General features: G+C 41.6%; 16 protein-coding genes. 8 read left to right on the forward strand and 8 right to left on the reverse strand.

Going from position 1 to position 20,356, the window contains the following annotated elements:
- The first annotated feature begins 340 nt into the window (after positions 1-340).
- Positions 341-880, forward strand: coding sequence for an OsmC family protein (locus tag FXV91_RS10575; RefSeq protein WP_229390568.1), 540 nt, complete (start codon positions 341-343; stop codon positions 878-880).
- A gap of 730 nt (positions 881-1,610) precedes the next feature.
- Here FXV91_RS10575 and FXV91_RS10580 read toward each other — a convergent pair.
- The gene (locus FXV91_RS10580) at positions 1,611-2,774 is read right to left on the reverse strand and encodes a Coenzyme F420 hydrogenase/dehydrogenase, beta subunit C-terminal domain (protein ID WP_229390570.1); all 1,164 of its coding nucleotides are present in this window, start codon (positions 2,772-2,774) and stop codon (positions 1,611-1,613) included.
- An 845-nt stretch (positions 2,775-3,619) separates the two neighbouring features.
- Between FXV91_RS10580 and FXV91_RS10585 the strand changes: the two genes are divergently transcribed.
- Positions 3,620-5,053, forward strand: coding sequence for a methanogenesis marker 14 protein (locus FXV91_RS10585; protein ID WP_229390572.1), 1,434 nt, complete (start codon positions 3,620-3,622; stop codon positions 5,051-5,053).
- Between the two features lie 147 nt (positions 5,054-5,200).
- On the opposite strand, the gene FXV91_RS10590 is transcribed toward FXV91_RS10585, so the two are convergent.
- Positions 5,201-5,527: a DUF2098 domain-containing protein gene (locus tag FXV91_RS10590; protein ID WP_229390573.1), complete on the reverse strand. Its 327-nt coding sequence runs from the start codon at positions 5,525-5,527 to the stop codon at positions 5,201-5,203.
- Between the two features lie 210 nt (positions 5,528-5,737).
- Here FXV91_RS10590 and FXV91_RS10595 point away from each other — a divergent pair, with 210 nt between their 5' ends.
- The gene (locus FXV91_RS10595; protein WP_229390575.1) at positions 5,738-5,878 is read left to right on the forward strand and encodes a hypothetical protein; all 141 of its coding nucleotides are present in this window, start codon (positions 5,738-5,740) and stop codon (positions 5,876-5,878) included.
- A gap of 24 nt (positions 5,879-5,902) precedes the next feature.
- A complete protein-coding gene (locus FXV91_RS10600) occupies positions 5,903-6,040 on the forward strand; it encodes a hypothetical protein (RefSeq protein WP_229390576.1) in 138 nt (45 codons plus the stop codon).
- A 141-nt stretch (positions 6,041-6,181) separates the two neighbouring features.
- Here the strand turns inward: FXV91_RS10600 and mptA are convergent, their stop codons facing one another.
- A complete protein-coding gene (mptA, locus tag FXV91_RS10605) occupies positions 6,182-7,138 on the reverse strand; it encodes a GTP cyclohydrolase MptA (RefSeq protein ID WP_229390577.1) in 957 nt (318 codons plus the stop codon).
- Positions 7,139-7,550: 412 nt separating this feature from the next.
- Between mptA and FXV91_RS10610 the strand changes: the two genes are divergently transcribed.
- Together FXV91_RS10610 and argB are read left to right on the forward strand one after the other, a co-directional pair.
- Positions 7,551-7,835: a non-histone chromosomal MC1 family protein gene (locus FXV91_RS10610; RefSeq protein WP_229390578.1), complete on the forward strand. Its 285-nt coding sequence runs from the start codon at positions 7,551-7,553 to the stop codon at positions 7,833-7,835.
- 244 nt (positions 7,836-8,079) lie between these two features.
- Entirely contained in the window at positions 8,080-8,979 is a 900-nt protein-coding gene (gene argB, locus FXV91_RS10615; protein WP_229390579.1) for an acetylglutamate kinase, read from the forward strand.
- Positions 8,980-9,628: 649 nt separating this feature from the next.
- Here argB and FXV91_RS10620 read toward each other — a convergent pair.
- Both FXV91_RS10620 and guaA read right to left on the reverse strand, forming a co-directional pair.
- Positions 9,629-10,669 carry an archaeosine biosynthesis radical SAM protein RaSEA gene (locus FXV91_RS10620; protein ID WP_229390580.1) on the reverse strand — a complete coding sequence of 347 codons (1,041 nt, stop codon included), beginning with the start codon at positions 10,667-10,669 and terminating at the stop codon, positions 9,629-9,631.
- 231 nt (positions 10,670-10,900) lie between these two features.
- On the reverse strand, positions 10,901-11,818 hold the full coding sequence (gene guaA, locus FXV91_RS10625) for a glutamine-hydrolyzing GMP synthase (RefSeq protein WP_229390581.1): 918 nt from the start codon (positions 11,816-11,818) through the stop codon (positions 10,901-10,903).
- A 557-nt stretch (positions 11,819-12,375) separates the two neighbouring features.
- Here guaA and FXV91_RS10630 point away from each other — a divergent pair.
- Positions 12,376-12,519, forward strand: coding sequence for a hypothetical protein (locus FXV91_RS10630; RefSeq protein WP_229390582.1), 144 nt, complete (start codon positions 12,376-12,378; stop codon positions 12,517-12,519).
- A gap of 1,913 nt (positions 12,520-14,432) precedes the next feature.
- Positions 14,433-17,309, forward strand: coding sequence for a DNA helicase RecQ (gene recQ / locus FXV91_RS10635; RefSeq protein WP_229390618.1), 2,877 nt, complete (start codon positions 14,433-14,435; stop codon positions 17,307-17,309).
- Here recQ and FXV91_RS10640 read toward each other — a convergent pair.
- From FXV91_RS10640 to hxlA, 3 genes are all read right to left on the reverse strand, one after another.
- On the reverse strand, positions 17,301-17,831 hold the full coding sequence (locus FXV91_RS10640; protein WP_229390583.1) for a hypothetical protein: 531 nt from the start codon (positions 17,829-17,831) through the stop codon (positions 17,301-17,303). The two genes, recQ and FXV91_RS10640, sit on opposite strands and share 9 nt — an antisense overlap.
- A gap of 161 nt (positions 17,832-17,992) precedes the next feature.
- Positions 17,993-18,781: an A24 family peptidase C-terminal domain-containing protein gene (locus FXV91_RS10645; RefSeq protein ID WP_229390584.1), complete on the reverse strand. Its 789-nt coding sequence runs from the start codon at positions 18,779-18,781 to the stop codon at positions 17,993-17,995.
- 229 nt (positions 18,782-19,010) lie between these two features.
- Positions 19,011-20,258 (reverse strand): 3-hexulose-6-phosphate synthase, encoded by a 1,248-nt coding sequence (gene hxlA, locus FXV91_RS10650; protein ID WP_229390619.1) that lies wholly within the window; start codon positions 20,256-20,258, stop codon positions 19,011-19,013.
- Positions 20,259-20,356: the final 98 nt, after the last annotated feature.

The following is a 20,356-nucleotide window of genomic DNA, read 5'->3' on the forward strand; positions in this document are numbered from 1 at the left end:
TAATAGAAACAGTTTATGAAATAAATATATATTCTTCCTATTCTCAATTCGCAGGGTAAACAGGAAAGTGTTTTCAATATAATTTAGCGTAAGTATTCTTTTCTCAGATAGATTAAGAGTTCATAATTATTCAGCTAACATTACTCCGAATTTATTCTTCTGCTATACTCAATGCGGGTAATTTTCATATTGGTTATAAATATACTTCGACGGCGATATTCCCTAAACTTATACCTGCAAATTTTATTGATTCTTTCATCTATCTCAATCGATTTAGGAAATTTCCTGGAATCACTCTGAAATCCAAGGTCCCAAAAATTCTCTGGAATGAGGTGAGAAATTGATAATAAATAGAATAGCAGTGGATAAATTCAGTGAAACTCTTCAAAAAGTAAAAGATGATCCTTCTAAAACTAAAAAAGTGATTGAGTTTGAAGGGAATTGGGAGATTGGCAGGACAGGGCCTCAATTTTCTACAAAGATAAATTCCGAGAGGGGAGGAGAGTTCCTGATTCAATCAGATGAACCGGTAGCTCTCGGAGGCGGAGGAACTGCCCCCAATCCCGTTCAGTATGGCCTGTATGGAATAGCATCCTGTTTTGCAGCTAGCTTTGCTAAATGGACTGCAATGGAAGGTATAGTGCTCAATCAGTTCAAGATTAAGGTTAGGGCTGATATGGATCTAAGTGTAAGCTTTGGAATTTCCCACGAACCTGCAATCCCTATCTATGAGTCTATTAAATTCGAAATCATAGTTGATTCTGGAATGAGCATGGAAGAAATCCAGAAATTTAATGAGATTGCAAAGCAACGCTGTCCCTGTTATTACTGTTTAACCACTGAAATTATTCCTAAAATTGTGTTCAAAAAGGAAGATTAGTAACCTTTAGCAGGTGCCTTATATTCAGATCTGCAGTTATATCCAATTTATGAGTGCGTTTGAAACATTAATCAATCGAGACTCTGGCTCAAGAGGACCGATTTACACGCATTAACATTAAGCTTCTATCAAGAGGACTGATTTACACGCATTAACATTAAGCTTCTATCACGCGGGCTAAAAAAATGAGCAAGCTGTTCTTTTCAGTATTTTTAGCCTGCTCAGGAAGAATTTTTTTTCTTCATTTTAAGATTTCACGCTTTCTGTCTCATATGCAGGGCGTACATCTGGACTTTTTTCATCTCCCGAATTGCGCCTCGGGAGTACTCTTTCCTTTTCGCTTCGCTCAAGAAGACTAATTTATCTGAATTTCCGCAGATGTTCTCTATAACGTAACATGTTTCTTGCTATCGTTTTGGATAATTTCTCAAAAATCCACAATTATTATCTCAGCTGAATCTTCGGAAAATGGAAATTGGAATCTTTGAATGAAGGCACAAGGTCGAAAAGTGTGAGATATTTCAAAAACACACGTTTAAATAATTAAGGCCATTTTCCTAAAAAACAATATCAAGAAAATTGTGAAAGTTGATAAGACATCTGCGGAAAGTGGGATTTATAGGAACAAACTCCAATCTTCAATCAGAAAAATGCTAAAAAAATGAGCAAGCTGTTCTTTTCAGTATTTTTAGCCTGCTCAGGAAGAATTTTTTTTCTTCATTTTAAGATTTCACGCTTTCTGTCTCATATGCAGGGCGTACATCTGGACTTTTTTCATCTTTGCCAGGTTGAGTACTTTTTCGAGTTCTTCGTCGGTAAGGTGCCGGGCTTCGATATAGCCGTTATCTACGGCTTCGTTGAAGATTTCGTAGCCTATGGCTGAACGGGCCAGGACTGTGGTGCAACCTTTTGGGCTGCCGACTCCGCCAAAGGAGATATCTGAGTTTTCGGCAGTCAGGTCTGTGCAGAAACGGCAGGAGGTGCTTCGGTATTCATCAAAGTCACTGAGTTCGAAGACATGCTCTTTTCCGTCTTTTAAAGTAATTTCGAACTTTCCTCGTCGGATTTTCATGGCATCGACATTCTCAAGCGTGATTCCATAATTTTCCAGTACGGTTTTGATTCCCTCATAGGAGAAGGTATCCATACAAAAAAGTCCCAGTTTGAGAACCTTTGCCCTCATAAAGAGGTGCAGAAAACCGTAAGAGCTTTTTTGCATTTTTGTGACGGCATCAATGTTACAGCTTGTCCCTACAAAGGCAACACTGTTCATCCCCTGCTTGACTGCGCTCATAAGGGCTTCAAGTGTCATCGAATGGGAGTAGATGCTGCCGCTGCTCTCCAGGATTTCTTCCCTGGTTTTTGCAACTATGGGTATTGGCTTCCAGGGCTCTTCTTTTGAACGGGTTGTAACTACTGCACAGTCGATAAGTCCCTCGTCCAGAGCGTACAGAAGAAGAGAGGTAACAACTCCTCCGTCCTGTCCCTGTATTTCCGGCAAGGCAGACTTTGCAGCATAGGCGTATCTGAAACTTCCTATTAGCCCTTCTTCTGTAGTAATAGTTCTCGGGCACTGGTAGTAGCAGACCCCACAGGCTTTGCAGGGACCTACCAGTTCGGGTTTTCCGTCTTTGATAGTTATGTATTCACAGCTTGCTGCACAGGCTCCGCAAAGAGTGCAGATACCGGGTTTTATTATATCCCGCTTTAACTTTCCAAAAGATATTTTTTCCTTTTCACTCAGGCTCCGCTTGAGACGGATAACGCTTTTTTCAAGTGCATCGAATTTATGCTTGCACTCAGTACTGCAGAAATAGTAATGTTTTCCCCCGTAATCCGAAAAGTATTCAGTATCGTCAGATATAATTTTCTTGCAAATAGGGTCTAGTGGCATTAAAGGCCTCCAATGAACATTTATCCGAAAATTTCAGGAACATCATATTGCTATTCCCGGGAAAGATCTAGATCAGTTCTTCAGCATATAATTATTATATTTAATGAGTATATATTAATCATACGTGGTATTATAATTATGCTCTTTATAATTATGTTCTGTAATTTATTCTTATGGGTAAATAATTTAAGCTCGATTAAAAGCATTGCTTTGAAATCGAAATATTTTTTAAGAAATGCTGTTGAGATATGAGTTAAAAGGTGTCACACTAAGAGAGAGTAATGATAAAGTAGACATAACAAGAATGATACTAAAAATATTACTCGAATACAACAAAAAGACCGATACAAAAATCAGGTGATCAGGATGGGTGAGCAGAGATAATAAAAAGCCAGGGTCGTGAATCCGCTGTAGATGGATAGTTATGATAGGACTTAACTGAAATAAACCAGCATTTTGAAGTGTTTTAGCAAAGATTATTATAGGCTTTGGTTAATACCTTCTTTAAACTTCAGATAAATTGTGTTCTTGTCATATCTCTTTATCAAATCCCGGAGATAAATATCTCCGGAATGTCCCGATGTTCAAAATATCCGGTTTCTAATTGTTGTACCCAACGCATTCATATTAGATTCAACCAGGTTTAAGCAGTCTATATTAATTTAAATCAGCTTCAAGTTAGTCTGGATTATTTTTGATTAAACTGCAAAAAGCAATCCGTCTTAAAATGAAATTCATTATTACATTCTATAGTACAAGTTCAATTGAATTCGACATTGGCAGTTCAACCTTACAGGACGTAGATTCAATTGAAACTATGTACAGATCCTCAGGAAGGGAAAAAAATGGCTCTGAAACCCAGAATTGCAGAATCTCCTCAGGTTCGCTATATTGACCTTAAATCAAAACCATTCTTTATCGTAGCTTCAGTAGAAGTAGGAAATACCACAACTAAATCTATCCTTACAGCCACCAATATGGACACTGGAAGGACGCATATCGTAAACAAGGTCCTGCGCATGACCAGGGATGTCCGTCCTCCAAAACCCGGGGAAACCGTGTTCGGAAAGACACTTACGGGAGTGGAACTCACGCGCGAGGCTGTTGCAGAACTGGTGAAAAGCACTCTTACCGAGTCCATGGAAAAAGCCAGTCTGGATATAAAGACTGACCTTAACTTTGTGGTACGCTCTACAGGTGTTGTTGCAGGTTTCGATTCTCCGGAAGAAGTTGGCGAATTCATCAAAGCCCTTGCTGACGGGTGTCTGATGGCAGGAGTTCCTCCAAAGAACATGACTCCGCCAATGTCCATCTCGAATATTTCTAAAAAACTCCAGAAATACAGTAAACTGGAAAAAGTCATTTTTGATGGGGCCGTAGCTGGCGTTGTGCCTCCGATAGGTTCTACTGGCGTTGAAATTGTTGCAAACGAGATGGAGGGAGAGCTTGCAACGGCAGGAATAAAAGAAGCTGCTAAACTAACGGATGTGGATTTCAGGAACCCATGTATCTCAATTGACTTCGGGACAACCCTTGATGGCAGGATAACAAGCCCTGACCAGCCGTATGCAAAAACAATTGGAAACTTCTGCGGATATGCAGGTGCAATTCCTGACGCCATTATTCGGGGCTCGAAGATTGTTGACTCAAAAGTGGGTACTGCTCTGGAGGTTTTTGAGAAACAGAAACCACCTTCTTTCCTCACTTTGAAAATGAAGGCTAAAGCTATCGAAGATTATTCAAGGCGCATTCATGAGCTTATAATCATTGAGAAAGTTCCTGCGGATAGAAAGAGATATGGCAGTGTCCCTGTCAGGCCGGACGCAGCCGAAGAGATAGGTGTAACACTTATAGGTTGCGATGTGGGGGAAAATGGCTCAAATATGGGAAAACTGAGTGCAATAGGCGTGGAGATATGCAAAAGCCATGGGTTACCTATTGTTTATGCTGTTATTGACGAGGTAATGGCCGGAGTGGTGTGCAGGCTCATAGAAGTTGCAAAAAAAGAAGGTCTCATCTTTGAAGACACAACTTTCGGAATTACAGGTAGGGCAGGAATTACCGGGAACAAACCTAAATTAATTCTGAGCTGCCTGGAGAAAATGAACCTTGCCCCTAAAATCGATGAGAGAGTGGTCTTTGTGGATGACGGGCTTGCCAGAGGTGCAGCTGTTATGGCACGCTGCATGAACTCCCTGGGTTCACCTCAAAACCCACTTGGTGGCAGGCATGGCGGAAAATGCATTCTTGCACAGCGGATGAAAATGCAGGAAAGATGAAATGGTAAATTGAGCGAAATGATAGATAAAGTAAAATGATAGATAAAGTAAAACGGTGAATATTTCTTATAATGAACAAAGAAATGTTTAGAAAGTATATCGCAAAAACTGAAAAAAAGCCGGGTAATGGAGTAAAAGCAGGGTGATTTATCCTCCTGCTCCTCCTCCGCCTGCTTTTCCAAGATCGAAGCCCTGCATTGTTTCTCTTTCTTTTCTGAATCTTTCTTCCAGTTCCTCGGCAGTAAACTCCCTTTCCTCTCTCTTTTCTGCGGGTCTGATATCTGTAAGCTCCATAGTTTCTTCTCTGTACCAGAGATCGGTGCTTTCGAGCAGGACCCAAACTTTTCCCTGTCCGTCCTTTTTGATCTCGGTCACATAACTTACAGTATCGCTATTTACATACTTGGCAGCATCTCCCACTCTGATGGTCTTTTTGTTGCGCCCTACCGCTGTGATTTCTTCAGCATCAGCCATGCTTTCACCTCAAGGGCTTCCAGGACTGACATTACAGGCCCTGCAAGTCCATTTCTTCTTAAAATAACTGTTTTCCTTTTTTAATAACTATTTATAGGTTATTCAGACCCTTTAGCGAACTACTCTCACCTGCCTCTTCAAAGTCGAGGAAAGGGCTTTCTGCTTCATGGATTATTTTTTAAATTTTCACAAGTTTAATTCGGGCATTCCATGCCCTACTTATGTTTCGTCCCTATCTCGATCCGGCTTTACATAGTTTCAAGCAAAGAAGAGGCGTTTTTCCATGACCTTGTGAGCCTGAATGTGAACATTATTTACATTGGTTTCCAGGTTCTTGAACCCAGTGTCTAAATTATATTGATTTGAGGGTATATAATGATTAGGGGTAGCGAAAAGGTTATCGGTACAGTTGACGGTTTTCATCCCCTACCTGTCTCCTTTTGGGTTGAAGAAGGGTATCCCGCTTTGAGGCAAGTTGTGGTTTTACCTGTAACAGCCTCTAAAAAGCTCTGACAGATTTAATAGAGACTTCACAGTTTGAAAAAATAAAAAGAGAATTTAAAGTTTGTTAATTTTTCAGTAATCGATTACTTTCTCTCAGTAATCGATTACTTTCTCTCACTATGGGTAATTTTCTTTTATTGGGTAACCTCTTTACTGGTTAATCTCATTTCTGAGTTCTCCCATGAGAGCTACCCTTTCGGCAAATGCGTTGTGCCTGTGTATGCTTTCCTCATTAATCTGTTTGATAGTGATTACTGCATTATCTGGAAGTTTCGGGAATTCTTTTACAATATTATCTGCCATTGCCCTTACACAGTCTTCCACAAACTTGGGGTTCATGTGTGCAGTTTCCACAACAACTTTCTCGTCTGAGCGCTTCAGGATTTCATAAACGCTTGAACTCATGGAGCGTTCGATTATCTTGATTATGCTTTCCAGGGAAACATCAAAATCGTGGGCTACTTTGATTGAGACAATACCTATTCCGCGCTGATTGTGGGTAGCCATAGGAACCTTTTCAAGGAATTTTATGATTGTGTCCCTGTCAACCCCAAGATCAGCAAGCTCATTTGCAGCCTTATCTCTCATTATCTCCTGAGCGCAGGGGCACGCAGTCATTCCCACAACTTCAGCTCCTATGAGCTTTTTCACATCAAAGTAGCCTTTGTTTCCGTCGCCTCTTACAGCCGAAGCTTCAGCAAAGATATTAACGACTTCCTGACACTTGATCCCCGTTGAGGGGGAAGTACGCCTTATCATATATTCGCTTTTCATCCTTACTTCAGCCTGATTTGCATATTCGTGGCGGCCAAGCAGGTTATGTGCAATATCACTACACAGTTGTTCTATTTCGTACACCGGTGTGCTGAGGACCTTTTCCAGTACTTCGTCTACAGCTTCGAAGTTCCTTGAAAGGTTTGCTCCCTTACGATCTGAGGGCAGGTCAACAAAGACATCAAAAGTTGAAATCAGCACTATCGGACGTTTGTCCTTTCGTTTGATTTCAACCAGCTTTTTCATGTTTGTTACCCCAACACGGGTGAGGTTGATGGCTATGCTTGGTCTGCTGGCCTGGACGTCCGGGAGGTTGAAAGTACAGTGTTCCATATTTAACCAGATCCGTGAAAAGATGAGTATGTGCTTGATTGATAGAATAAAACCTTAACAAATACATAATTTTTATTATATGCATTTGGAAAAATATAGTGACCATAAGAAGTTATAGCATGTAAAGTTTGTGCTTTCCAGGCTCTTTTCCAAAAGTACAATAAAATATATTTTGTAAGAGTATCTAAAAACCCTTTACTGAATCATATTTTAAACCATATTTTTAACAAAGGATAAATATTTAAATATTTCCCATTTTGACCACAATATATAAAAATTTAGTTTATATCTCCTGTACAGATTAAGAGCCTTTTTGTATAAACCAATAACTATAGGCAACATCCTGAAGAAAGATTTTATATACTTTAAAAATTAATCAGTGTCTAGCAATACAATTTGCGAGGTGACCTTTATGTCCAACACAAGAAATTTTGTTTTACGAGACGAAGAAGGCAATGAGCATGGAGTTTTCACTGGAAAACAGCCTCGTCAGGCTGCTTTGAAAGCTGCAAACCGGGGCGACGGTACTAAATCCAAACCGGACGTCATCCGCCTCAGAGAACGCGGGACAAAGAAGGTGCACGTTTTCAAGGCATGGAAAGAACTTGTCGCAGCCCCCAAAAATAGGCCTGACTGGATGCCTGAGAAAATCAGCAAGCCCTTTGTCAAGAAAGAAAAGATCGAAAAAATCGAGTAAACTCTATCCCTCACATGCCCTGGAAATCGGGGTTCTTTCTTTTTCTTTTTGATATTCAGATACGGAATTAGCCTGGACAGGCCTTTGATTTCTACTATCCGGGCTGGTTTATTTCTCTAACCATTATATCTCTTTAAATTTATAAGAGAGTTTGCATCTATTTGCTTTTTATTCAATCCCTTCTCAGCTTTTACCTGTGGTATTTAACGATAAGTTTAAAAAGAGATTTTCTGATTCCTAAATCATGGAACTCAAAAGAGAGAATGTGCTTATCGAAGCCCTGCCTTATATGCAGGAGTTCTATGGTTCGATCATGGTTGTCAAAGTAGGTGGAAACGCCATGGTCAGCGCCCAGATAATGGAGGATATCATAAAAGATATCGTCCTCCTGCGTTATGTAGGAATCAAACCTGTTATTGTACACGGGGGCGGGCCTGAAATCACTGAAAAAATGGAACGCATGGGCAAAAAGGCTGAGTTCTTCCAGGGACTTCGTATTACAGATGACGAAACTATGGAAATTGCAAGAATGGTTCTGGTAGGGAACATAAACACAAAGATTGTGTCCCTGATCGGGATATTCGGCGGCAAAGGTGTCGGATTTACTGGCTATGACGGAAGAATGATCCTTGGTCACAAACAGGCTGCAAAACGTGTACTTATTGACGGCGTGGAAACTGAAGTAGATATAGGCTGGGTCGGGGAAAGTGAAGTCATAAATCCGGAAATTCTCCTTATTATGCTTGAAAAAGGCTATATTCCTGTTATCTCTCCGGTTGCTGTGGATGCAAAAGGCAATGCCCTGAATATCAATGCTGATACCGTTGCAGGAGACATTGCAGCGGCTTTGCATGCTAAAAAGCTTATCCTTATGACCGACGTTTCCGGCCTCCTTAGAGACATGAAAGATCCTGGCAGTCGTATCTCCCGTGTAAACCTGGATGAGATTGATCCTCTTATTGGGGAAGGAGTTATCAGGGGTGGTATGATTCCTAAACTCAAAGGCGCTGCTGTTGCGGTTAAAAGCGGGGTAGAGAAAGCGCATATCATAAACGGAAGCGTTTCTCATTCCATGCTTCTTGAACTTTTTACTGACGGCGGAGTCGGAACAATGATTTACGGGCCGGATCACCCATCTGAATAATTACAGGCAGATTCGTCACCTTCTGGCAAAAAATCCAAAGCTCAAAGAATCCAAAGCTCAAAGAATCCAGGACTATAGGTAAAAGGCAGCCATGGATTTACTTATCAGACCTGTCAGATTAAGCCACTCTGAGGACATCAATTAATGAAATAAGAAGGGGAGAAGGTGTCAGGGCGAATACACTTCCCCTGGCAACTAAAACCACAACCTTTACCGAAGGGTTACTGAAGAACATGGGACGCGATGACCGTGTACTGGTAGCCGAACTAGATGGAAATATCGTAGAGATTGCGGGGTTCCATCTATTCAAAAGTGTCAGGTAAAGGCATGATATTAAGAGCCGAATACCAGGGTCAGGGCATTGGAAAAAAGCTACTGGAAAACATTCTGGACCCGCAGATAACTGGCTCATGCTTGTAAAGGTTGAGCTTGATATTGACCTGCCCGAGTTGAGATTTGGGATCATAGGAAATGGGGATTCCCTGGAAGTTGCACTGTGAGTGCAACAACCCGCTGCCCTTTTCTCTTCGCTCAAGAGGGTTATTTTATAGGCTCTGATACAGCTCTTCGCTCAAAGGACTAATTTATAAGTGAACTCATTGTTGGCTTTAGCACTTATATTTTTCAAGCGAAGTGTTTTTCAGCAGTCTTAGTCTAAAATGGGCATCCCATAAGTGAAGTCTTCGATTTCCAGGACTTTTTTCCAGAGTTCTTTACATTCACAGTCTGTTGTACTGAGGTCTGCAGGGTTCTGGGTGATTGAGAAAGTCCTGAGGGAATCGGCAACGTCTGAGCTGCAGATTTTACAGTTATGGGGGCCGCGTTTTGAGCCTGCGCCGACGGGGTCGGACATCAGGGGGAGATCAGGGTGGGCGGCTTTTGCTTTCTGGAGAATTTCAATGATGCTCCAGAGCCAGGGTGGGCGGTACTGGCCTTTTTCCCAGAGCGCTTCGACAAGGGTACCTTTCTGGACATTGCAGAGGTTGATGGATATAGTGTCCGCATATGGAGCCGCATCGTCTATGGAGCGTGTGATATCTTCCATTGCCTGTTTTTCGGAGAGGAAGAGAGGCTTGAGCATAAGGTAAGCTTTTATGGTTACACCATGCTTTTTTGCGATTTCTGTTGCGCGGACAAAGTCCTGGAACGTAAAACCCTTGTTAATGGAGTCTCTTCGGATTATGTCCGAACTTGTTTCAAGCCCGAACGCGAGTTCGAAGGGTTTATCTTTCAGGATATTCAGACAGGCCTGTATATTCTCCTCGGTTACGAAGTTAGGGCGTGTTTCAACAAGCACCTTAACGACTCTGAGATCCTCTGCAAGGGTTTTGAGAATTTCATCTCTGGCTTCAGGAGGGACCTCCTGCTCGTCAAGGAAACTGCCTGAGGTAAAGATCTTGACCATGAATTCAGGGAATTTTTCAGCTTTCCTCATCGCTTTTACAAGCTGGGCTCTATAGTCTTCGAGGGAAGGGGGCTCATTTGCACAGTCATAGACATAGCCGCACATTGTACAGCCTCCGGCTTTTCCCCAGCGGCAGCCTGCGCTTTTGAAGATGACAGTGAGGGTCTTTGTTTGAACCCCATTTACAAGATCCGTTCCGGTCCAGCTTGCCGCAGGTTCGTTCGTAGGTGAGGGCTTTACTTTAATCCGCTGCCGGATATCCAGTACTGCTTTATTAAGGGACATGGGCTTAAAACTCGCTTTGTGAATTAGTATTTGTGAATTAGTATTTGTTAATTAGTATTGTGAATTCGTACCTGTGGATTAATATCTCACTTTATGACTTTCACTTTATGACTTTCACTTTATGACTTTCTGTCCAATTTGTAAAAAAGCCGATTGAAGCCTTGAAAGGCTTCACTTTTATCTTATATTTTTATGATATCTTTATTTTCCGGTTCCAGTATTCTCCGGGTTTTACTCAAACTCGATTGTTGCAGGCGGCTTGGGCGTGATATCATAGACTACCCTGGCCACTTTCGGGATTTCAGAGGTGATCCTGGCTTCCAGATGTTTGAGCACATCCCACGGGAGTTCAAGCGCTTCCGCAGTCATTCCATCTCTCGACCCGACAGCTCTTACAGCTACTATCCATCCATAAGCCCTTATATCTCCTTTTACTCCTGTTCCCTTGCCGAGTACGGCAGCAAAAGTCTGCCAGGGACAGAATCTGTCAAGGAGCTCTTCTTCGACTATGAAGTTGGCTTCACGTACTACCTCGAGCTTCTCCTCAGTAACTTCTCCGAGAATCCGCACAGCCAGCCCGGGTCCAGGGAAAGGCATCCTTTCACAAATCTCATCAGGCAGCTGGAGAGCCCAGGCAACTTCCCTTACCTCATCTTTGTAAAGGTCTTCTATGGGCTCAACTATTTTCTTGAAATCCATTACGCTCGGCAGCCCTCCAACATTATGGTGGGACTTGATTCCGCCTTCTGACTCGATTCTGTCAGGATAGATCGTGCCCTGGATCAGGTAATCGGCTGCAAGCTTCTTTGCCTCGTCTTCAAAAACGCGGATAAAAGTCTCGCCTATAGCCTTCCGTTTCTCTTCAGGGTCAGTAACACCTTCCAGGGCTGCAAGGAACCTGTCCTTTGCATAAACAATATCCAGGTTCATATGGGAGAAGATATGCTTTATCCTCTCTGTTTCTCCTTTCCTCATAAGCCCTGTGTCGATGTAGATTGGCTGCAACCTGTCCCCAATTGCCCTGTAAGCCAGCTCCGCACAAACAGAACTGTCCACACCGCCGGAAAGTGCAATAATTGCTTTCCCATCCTTTATCTCCTGGCTGATCTTCTCAACTGCTTTTGGAATGAATTTTTCGGGTTTTACCATTGAAGTGCTCCTTCGAGTGAATCTTTCCTTTGAAGAAATGATAGTGATTGGTGAATGTATGAAAATTATTAAGATTTGATTATATTTTATTGTGATATATGAGTCAGTGCATGGGGTTTTTGATATTTAAAGGTATAGTCGGAGAATTCGTTTATTTCCTTCTTTAATTAAGCTAATTTTGAGTTCAGCCCCGTTCTCCTGAAGGCCAGATGGTTGCCTGTTTTTACAATTTCCGTAAAGCCCAAAGTTTCTCAAGACTCTCTTGAAAATATTTTTATTTTATCTTACTGTCCAGTACCTTACTCGCTGGTAAGATTTCAGTGGATGGCGTATCTTTGTTCCTTCAAGAGATGTATAAAAAATGCGGGTAATGACTTGAAATAAAAAGACCCGAGAGAAAATTAGGCAAAAAAATCAATGGGAGAAACTTATATGAGCGTTTTTTTAACCCTTAAGTTACTTTCCAACTCCCTCCAGAAAACCAGAAATTACAGTTATATATTAAGCTTCTCCAAAATATTGCTAGTAAAAAGGTCGGACCGGAGTTAGTGATAGGTATGGGTAATGAAAACTATGAAATGATTGATAAGCTTGAGAGTATTGCAAAGTCCCTGGAGAGCATGGCAGAGTCTCAGAAGAGAATAGTTGACATTCTGGAATTGCTAGCACAGGAAAAAGGCATTATGGATTTGGAGACCTAAGGATTTGTCGATAGTAAAAAGCAAAAATTAAATGAAAAAAACATAAGGACTATATGTGTTAATTTTATCTATTAAAGGACTTTTGCTTTCAGCAGCCAAGAGGTTTCCGGGGTAAATATGTTACCAAGTATTATGTTAACAAGTACCAATTTTTTCAGGACTGAAAAGATATGATAATCTCAAAAAAGTAGAAGTAAGTACCAGATTTATTTTTTTCGAGTACCTGTTTGATACCCCTCAACTTCATCTGGAAATTTATCCAGAGAAGTCTGTTTTAGTTTTTTGGATTAAAAGCTTAATTTCACTTCCAGGCTTGGCTTCACTTCCAGTATAATTTCGTCTATTTCTCGTGAAATACAGGTCTTTAGAAGAGATATAGTTCCAGGGAAAGTTTTTCCTGACATGTTATGTGATTGCATTGTTAGATATATACCATATATATTCTTCTTTCTTATATCATAGAGAGCATGAAAAAATTCTATAATTTAATCCAAAAAATTAAAAGGTAATATCTAAAAAAGGATGTATAATATAAAAGTGGCAATATAAAAGCTGACAATATAATAAACAACCTGACATGAAATACCCCTGTTTCTGAATATTTATTCTTGCATTTATATATCAGTACAGTTCAAATTAAGAAGAGGGGAATTGGAACTTTGAATACGGAAAAAGCGTTAAAGTTATGGATGGTTCTGATGTTTATATTGATGCTCGGAGTGCTGTTTATTCTAACTATGGTCATTGCTGCTGGTTAATAAAACACATCCTCGGACAAAAAAGCTCTTGTTGTTCCAAGAGGAGACCTTTAGCGAAATTTTATCCCATTCATTAATATGAAGTTTTACAGATCAATTTCTTTGAACAATTTACGTTAGTTTGTTCCCGGGCGATTGTGTTCCTGGAACCAGCATATATGAACTTAACTGAGAGTTGAGATCTGCTGAATATAAAATCGGCTGGATGTAATCTGCCAGTCGGATATTTAAAGCTCGAAATTAAAAAAGGTATTTTGCAAATGATGGAAGTAAAGATTGACGTGCGGCCATACTTCTTCCCCCTCCTTCTATCACCTCTTACCAGGCACTAACTTCCCAGGCGCTGAGGATGCCCGGTTTAGAGGTTTAGAGCCGCTCCATTCCCCCCTTCTTTACTTCCATATTTGCTTTTCCGCCTTAGCGGCCTCACCTTTTCTTCTTAAGTCCTATCATCTCACGAAGAAAAGGCACCATCATCGTTACTAAGAAGTTTTCCTCTTCAGTGCGGGGCTTTAATTGTCACGGCACTGGAACAGGAGTACTTTGCATATCCAGGGAATTATTCTGTTAAATATTCTAGATGAACTAGCCACTTAATCTACAGCTACTTTATAGTTACTTCCACATTATATCTATAAAGTTCACCGGTCTTGAATTTAAGCTGCTCTTTTTACACATTCTATTTACCAATAAAGTTAAACGTCATCATTACATAAATTTCTTTCTAGAGTATGCGTTAAGATTTCTTTCTAGAGTATGCGTTAAGATTTCTTTTTAGAGTATGCGTTAAGTTATCTCCTCTAAAGGATCTCTCCATTTGCTAAGTTACCTGAGTAAGGCAGGTCCGCATTTCTGTTTTTCTGATTTTAAAAAGAAGCTTATCTCTCATTTTTTGAAAATAACTAAATGTCTTTCCGATCTCCGGATGCGTAATACTTTCACCCTGCATACCTGCAACTTAAATAAGATGAGTCCAAAACATCACAGCATTGCGGATTCACAAATAAGTATAGTTGTTGTGCAAGTGTTATAATCGATTTCATGAGTATATTTATCTCATAAATTGACTCTATTTATCTCATAAATTGACTCTCAAGGATCTTCTCGATAACTATTATGGTATGGTACGAATTCTGCAAACTCAGGGATGAAACAATGGGCACTGATTACGGAGTATTAAGGGATAGTAAAAATGAGCTTGAGTCCAGAGTATTGATGTCTGCCAGAATGCACTCTGTACTCCGCCAGTACTTCGGGTATACTGCTTTTCGCCCTCTGCAGGAGGAAATTATCAGGGATGTCCTGGACCGAAAAGATGTCTTCGTGCTCATGCCTACAGGAGGGGGCAAGTCAATTTGCTACCAATTGCCCTCTCTTCTTATGGACGGGGTTACTGTTGTGGTTTCTCCCCTTATTTCCCTGATGAAAGACCAGGTGGACGGGCTTGAAGCAAATGGAATTGCTGCGGCATGCCTGAACAGTACCCAGAATGCCAGAGAGACCCGGGATGTTAAAACAGCTTTTCTGGAAAATAGGTTGAAGATATTATATGTTGCGCCAGAAAGGCTTATGATGCCCGGGACTTTTGCTTTTCTGAAGAAAGGTAAGGTCAGCCTCTTTGCAATTGATGAGGCTCACTGTATTTCGGAATGGGGGCATGACTTCCGGCCTGAGTACCGGAAACTGAAACTCCTGAGGGACTCAAAGACCGGTTTTCCTGATGTACCGGTTATTGCGCTTACGGCTACAGCTACCGGCAGGGTCAGAAAAGATATTATCTCCCAGCTTGGGCTTGGTATCGATCCTGAGAAAGGTACTTATGTTGCCAGCTTTAACCGGAGCAACCTTTACTATGAGGTCAGGCCAAAGAAAGACACTTTTTCAGAGATAACTGACTACCTGCTCAGGCACAGGGGTGAAGCCGGAATCATCTATTGTCAGAGCCGGAACAACGTGGAAACCCTTACAAAAAAGTTGAACGTCGCCGGATTCAGGGCTCTTCCCTATCATGCCGGACTTTCAGATACCGAGCGTGCCCGAAACCAGGATATGTTCATAAAAGATGATGTGGACATAATAGTGGCTACAATCGCTTTCGGGATGGGAATCAACAAGTCCAATGTCCGGTTTGTGATACATTATGACCTTCCCCGGAACCTTGAGAGCTATTACCAGGAAACCGGAAGAGGAGGCAGGGACGGCAGCCCATGCGAATGTATCCTTTTTTTTAGCAGGGGAGACCGCTTTAAGATTGAGTATTTTATCGCGCAAAAAACAAATGAGAAAGAAAAGGACATTTCCCTTGTACAGTTAAGGCAGATGGTGGCATACTGTGAAGGAAATAAGTGCAGGCGTCAGACCCTTATGGAATATTTCGGCGAGGAGCTTTCAGCCTCATGCGGGAACTGTGATACCTGCCTCAGACCTAAAAATACCTTTGACGGGACCGGGGCTGCCATAAAACTGATTGCCTGTATTCAGGAATTGAACCAGCGTTTTGGAACGAACTATGTTATTGATGTGCTCACAGGCTCAAAGAATAAAAAGATCAAACAAAACCGCCATGAAAAGCTGAAAGCCCATGGCAGCGGCAAGGAATTTACTAAGGAACAGTGGAGGTCGCTTGCCTCTGAAATGCTGAATACCGGACTTCTTGAAGTAAGCGGAGCGCAGTACCCTGTCCTGAAACTGAATGCCATGAGCAGGAAAATTTTAAAGGGATCAGAGAATGTTGAACTTGTCTGTCCTGAAGGTTTCATTCCCGGAACTGAAGAGAGTTTTATGCCGCCAGCGCCTGCAGGCAAAACTTCAGGAATGGATGAAGACGATATACAGCTTCCTGCCGGCGGATATTCAATTGCTACTGATATTCTTAAAAAAGCAAAGCTCAGAGGGCTTCCGAGATCGGGGACAGAACACGACCCCATCCTTTTTGAGCGGTTAAAAGCCCTGAGAAAGCAGATTGCTTTAAAGAAAAATCTTCCTCCATACATCATTTTTTCCGATACAAGCCTCAAAGAAATGGCTGCAAGGTTTCCGCGCACCCCTGAGGAGTTCCATTCAATCACAGGGGTAGGAGACCATAAACTCCGGAAATACGGAGACGATTTCCTCAAAGAGATCAACGATTATTGCAGGGACTACGACTTGATACCTGCGGAGAAAGCCGGAAGTTCCGGAGATAACTGGACTGAACCTGAAAAAAAGAGGAAAGCCTTAAAAAGCTCAGTGCATACGAGCCCACTTCAAGAACTCAAAGTCGAAACTGAGGCTCTAGGAAGTGGAACTCCTATCCCGGAAACCGGCGATGAGAACACATTAGAAACTTCCTCCGACATACCATCCGAAAGACCTTTAGAAACACGCAGGTTACCGGTTAAGAGAGCAAGGTATTTAGATATGAGTATCCAGGACTGGTCAGAAGCAGATTCTTCTTCTGATAACCTTAATGATATAGACTTTGAAGGAAGTTTCCCTGAATCAGTTGGCAATATCCCTGAAGCGGATAGTCTTGAAAATCATTCCGAAAATGTCTATCTTGAGATGGAACCTGTCGAAGAAGAGCCTTTCACGGCAGGTTCTTTTAAACCTGATAGCCTTGAGGCAAGTTCCCTTGAAACGGGTTCTCCTGAAGTGAATTCTCCTGAAGTGAATTCTTCTGAAACGATTTCTGACGAAATAGGTTTTTCTGAGCTCGAATCTTCTGATATAGATCTCTTCGAAAAGGCTTCTCTTGAGAATACTTATTCGCTCTATTTGCAGGGGTTCGATATTGGTGAAATTGCAGAAATCGAAGGCTTGAGTGTGAAAAACGTCTACAGGCAGTTTGAGAAATTAATACTTGCTGGAAATGTCAGAAAAATTGAAGGGCTTGTGCCTTCGGAAAGACAGAAGCAAATATCGGAGACACTGGAAGTACTGGAGATTGAACTTGACTCCCTGATCAGGGCAAGGGTTGGAGAAGGAAGCCAGGAAGAGGAACTGAAGCTTATAAGAGCTCTCCTCCTGTCAAAAATGCTCTCATCAGTCTGAAGAACCCGAAAGAAGTTCTTTTCTATAAATTATTTTGTTTTTCCTTTCATTTTTTACCATGATAATAACCGAATCTCCATCTTTCAGTTCAACTTCCTCAGGCAGGGATAGTTTTATACTGTTTGCTACTTCCAGAACAACAGGAGGATCAGGGCTAATTTCATAATCAATACTGTTATGCTGGAGATAAACGCCGGTGCTTTCCCCTAAGTTAACTGGCTCTCCTCCTTCATGTTCTATTTTTAAGTTCTTTGAATCGAGTATCTGGATATCCAATTGTGTAAAAGTTCCTGATTTCAGGGCTCTTTCCGTACTCCCTCCAAGGAGCACAGCTCCCACCATAAGAGCAAGGAGTCCCCCATACACATCCATTGCGAGGGCAACGACTAAAATGCGGTTTACGGCTTTCTCATCACGTCTTAATCTACTTAGGGGCCTTCTTAAGGATTTACTTAAGGACCTGGTTATAAATCCATTAATGAATCCTGAACCCGAAATAGCTTCACCCCCATGTGGAAGCAATTTGAATTCTTCAGATTAATTTATTAGCATTGCTATTTATTAGCATTGCTATTTATTAACATTGTTATTTATTAACATTGTTATGCACTTTTATGTATAAAAAGTTTCAAGACTCTCTCAGTCCTGAATCAGTCCCTATATTATGGGATTACTTACTACGTTTATATTAGATGATAAAGCCATGCAAGAATTTTCGTCATGAGATAATAAATGGGGTCTCCTAATATAACTGCCAGAATAAAACTTGCTGTTATAGGAATCATAAACGGAAGTCCTGGAGTTACCCAGACAATACTGTCAAGGAGTCCTTTTTCCTGATGTGATTCAAGTCGGGAGAGAATATTATGATTTACATTAATTCCTCTGCCTGCAAAAAAGTGAAGTAGCTTCCCGTTATTCAGCTCAAAACGTTCAGCTAGCCGGATATGTCTGCCATTTTCTAGAAGTTCTCGCAGGTCCTTAATTTCTATTCTGTATGCAAAAAACATATAAAATGGCTTTTTGAGCATCTCAGGAGTAAAATGTAGAAGGTTATAACAGAGAATTCCTAACGGTACGGCAACGGTAAGTAGGAAGGCATTTTCAAGGATAGTAAACGCAAAGATCCCTGCAGGAGGCACTCCAAGTAGAGGAAAATCATAGCCGTAAAATTCCAGGGTAGGGTAAACCGGAAAAAGAGTGCCTATCACTATCAGGGCTTTTGCATCCGCACCTCCAAAAATTCTTATCTTGAAAAACAGATAAGCCAGAAAAAAGCTGGAAAAAAAAGAAAAAACTAGCCGGAAAAGAAAGAACATTCCCTCATCCAAAGTCTCATAGAGTAAGAAGCCTGAAAGCGAAAGGAGCATAAGTTTCCATACATGGTCTGGAACCCTGCGGGTTTTCAGGTCAAGGTAAGATGAGTAAAGGAGAAAAGGCAGACAGGCTGCCAGCTTCAAAACTTCTATCATGTGTATGTTTCTGCTCTGTTATTTTCTGTGTTTCTCCGTTTACAACCTTTTTTTCGTACTGGTTTTTATTATTTTCTATAGCTTTATTAGTGCAGTTTTTTATTTCGGGTTTTGACTCCCGGTTCTCATCTATGTTTTTATTCCTTTGTCAATCCCGGTTTTTCTGTTTTTCTGTTTTTCGGTTTTCTGTTTTTCCGGTTTTCAAAAGTTTGCCAGAGAATTGCTTTTCTCAAAACTTTTCCCATTTCTTGAGTTCCAGAATCTCTGATAGGGTCCCACCTCTCCGGATCTCATCAAAGAGCCTCTTTTCTGTTTTATTTACTTCCTTTGCCCTTCTTGCGAGTTCGTAGGCGCGTTCCTTCGGGACAACCACAACTCCGCTTTCATCGCCTATTATATAATCACCGGGTTTTACAGTCTGGCCTCCACAGGTGATTTCAGCATTTATTTCTCCAAAACCTTTCGGGTCTCCGGCATTTGGCACTGTATTGCTGGTATAAATCGGAAGCCCGAGATTCTCCACTTCGTCAATATCTCTTACAGCCCCTTCTATTACCACACCTGCAATTCCCTTATTCAGGCTGCTCAGTGTCGCAAGCCCTCCCCAGCAAGCAATATCCTTGCTTTCGTTATAGATTACTATTACATTTCCTTCTTTTGCGATATCAATGGCTTCGACTGTTTTTGCCCAGTCCCCGGCAAAAGACTGCACCGTAATTGCAGTTCCTACCATTTTTCCTCTTACCAGAGGATGGATGCCTTTCATTGCCCCTTTTCTGTGCATGGCATCCGAGATATTTGAGGTGGAAACTTCCTTGAAGATCTCTCTTATTTCATGATCTACAGTTCCCCTGCCCCGAATGTCTACAGACTCCGGAGAGTCCACACTCTGCCTGACTTTTCTTGCAGCTTCTGTTACATTGTCAGAACGGGTTATGTTACCTCCCACTATCACAATCCTGGCACCTGCCCTGACTGCCTGAGCTGCACTTTCGGCATCAAGTCCTCCGGCAACTGCAAGCTGTACGCTCACCTTCTCTGAGATTTCCATTAAAATGGATATAGGGTCCTTTCCAATCATCTGCTGGTCTATGCCTACGTGAACATTCACATAGTCTACACCCAGAGCCTCGAGTTCTACTGCCCTTTTTACAGGGTCAGGAGCCGATATCAGGTCTGCCATCAGCCTGACCCCATATTTGTGAGCTGAACGGAGCGCGTCAAGAATTGTAGAATCATCTGCACTGCCGAGAACAATAACTACATCTGCCCCGGCTTTTGCTGCCATCTCTACTTCCATGGCTCCGGTATCTACGGTTTTCATATCGGCAAGAATTGTCCTTTCCGGAAAAGCTTTCCTCATGGTACGGATTGCATTCATGCCTTCGCTTTTGATCAGGGGAGTCCCCATTTCAATCCAATCCGCACCTCCTGCGATTGCTTCCTTTGCAATCTCAACTGAGCGGTCAAGTTCCAGAAGATCAAGTGCAACCTGAATTATGGGAATAGTATCACCTCTATGGGAAACCAGAAAATGGGGAGTTAGTTTTTATACGGTTTCCATCATGTTTTCAT

Source organism: Methanosarcina sp. DH2, assembly GCF_020804225.1.
Lineage (GTDB): Archaea > Halobacteriota > Methanosarcinia > Methanosarcinales > Methanosarcinaceae > Methanosarcina.

What these genes read in the sequence shown, in the direction of transcription:
- guaA (WP_229390581.1), bottom strand. Translation starts at nt 11,818, where the DNA reads ATGGTAAAACCCGAAAAATTCATTCCAAAAGCAGTTGAGAAGATCAGC.
- FXV91_RS10610 (WP_229390578.1), top strand. Translation starts at nt 7,551, where the DNA reads ATGTCCAACACAAGAAATTTTGTTTTACGAGACGAAGAAGGCAATGAG.
- FXV91_RS10600 (WP_229390576.1), top strand. Translation starts at nt 5,903, where the DNA reads ATGATTAGGGGTAGCGAAAAGGTTATCGGTACAGTTGACGGTTTTCAT.
- recQ (WP_229390618.1), top strand. Translation starts at nt 14,433, where the DNA reads ATGGGCACTGATTACGGAGTATTAAGGGATAGTAAAAATGAGCTTGAG.
- mptA (WP_229390577.1), bottom strand. Translation starts at nt 7,138, where the DNA reads ATGGAACACTGTACTTTCAACCTCCCGGACGTCCAGGCCAGCAGACCA.
- FXV91_RS10595 (WP_229390575.1), top strand. Translation starts at nt 5,738, where the DNA reads ATGCCCTACTTATGTTTCGTCCCTATCTCGATCCGGCTTTACATAGTT.
- FXV91_RS10590 (WP_229390573.1), bottom strand. Translation starts at nt 5,527, where the DNA reads ATGGCTGATGCTGAAGAAATCACAGCGGTAGGGCGCAACAAAAAGACC.
- FXV91_RS10645 (WP_229390584.1), bottom strand. Translation starts at nt 18,781, where the DNA reads ATGATAGAAGTTTTGAAGCTGGCAGCCTGTCTGCCTTTTCTCCTTTAC.
- FXV91_RS10630 (WP_229390582.1), top strand. Translation starts at nt 12,376, where the DNA reads ATGGGTAATGAAAACTATGAAATGATTGATAAGCTTGAGAGTATTGCA.
- FXV91_RS10620 (WP_229390580.1), bottom strand. Translation starts at nt 10,669, where the DNA reads ATGTCCCTTAATAAAGCAGTACTGGATATCCGGCAGCGGATTAAAGTA.
- FXV91_RS10580 (WP_229390570.1), bottom strand. Translation starts at nt 2,774, where the DNA reads ATGCCACTAGACCCTATTTGCAAGAAAATTATATCTGACGATACTGAA.
- FXV91_RS10585 (WP_229390572.1), top strand. Translation starts at nt 3,620, where the DNA reads ATGGCTCTGAAACCCAGAATTGCAGAATCTCCTCAGGTTCGCTATATT.
- argB (WP_229390579.1), top strand. Translation starts at nt 8,080, where the DNA reads ATGGAACTCAAAAGAGAGAATGTGCTTATCGAAGCCCTGCCTTATATG.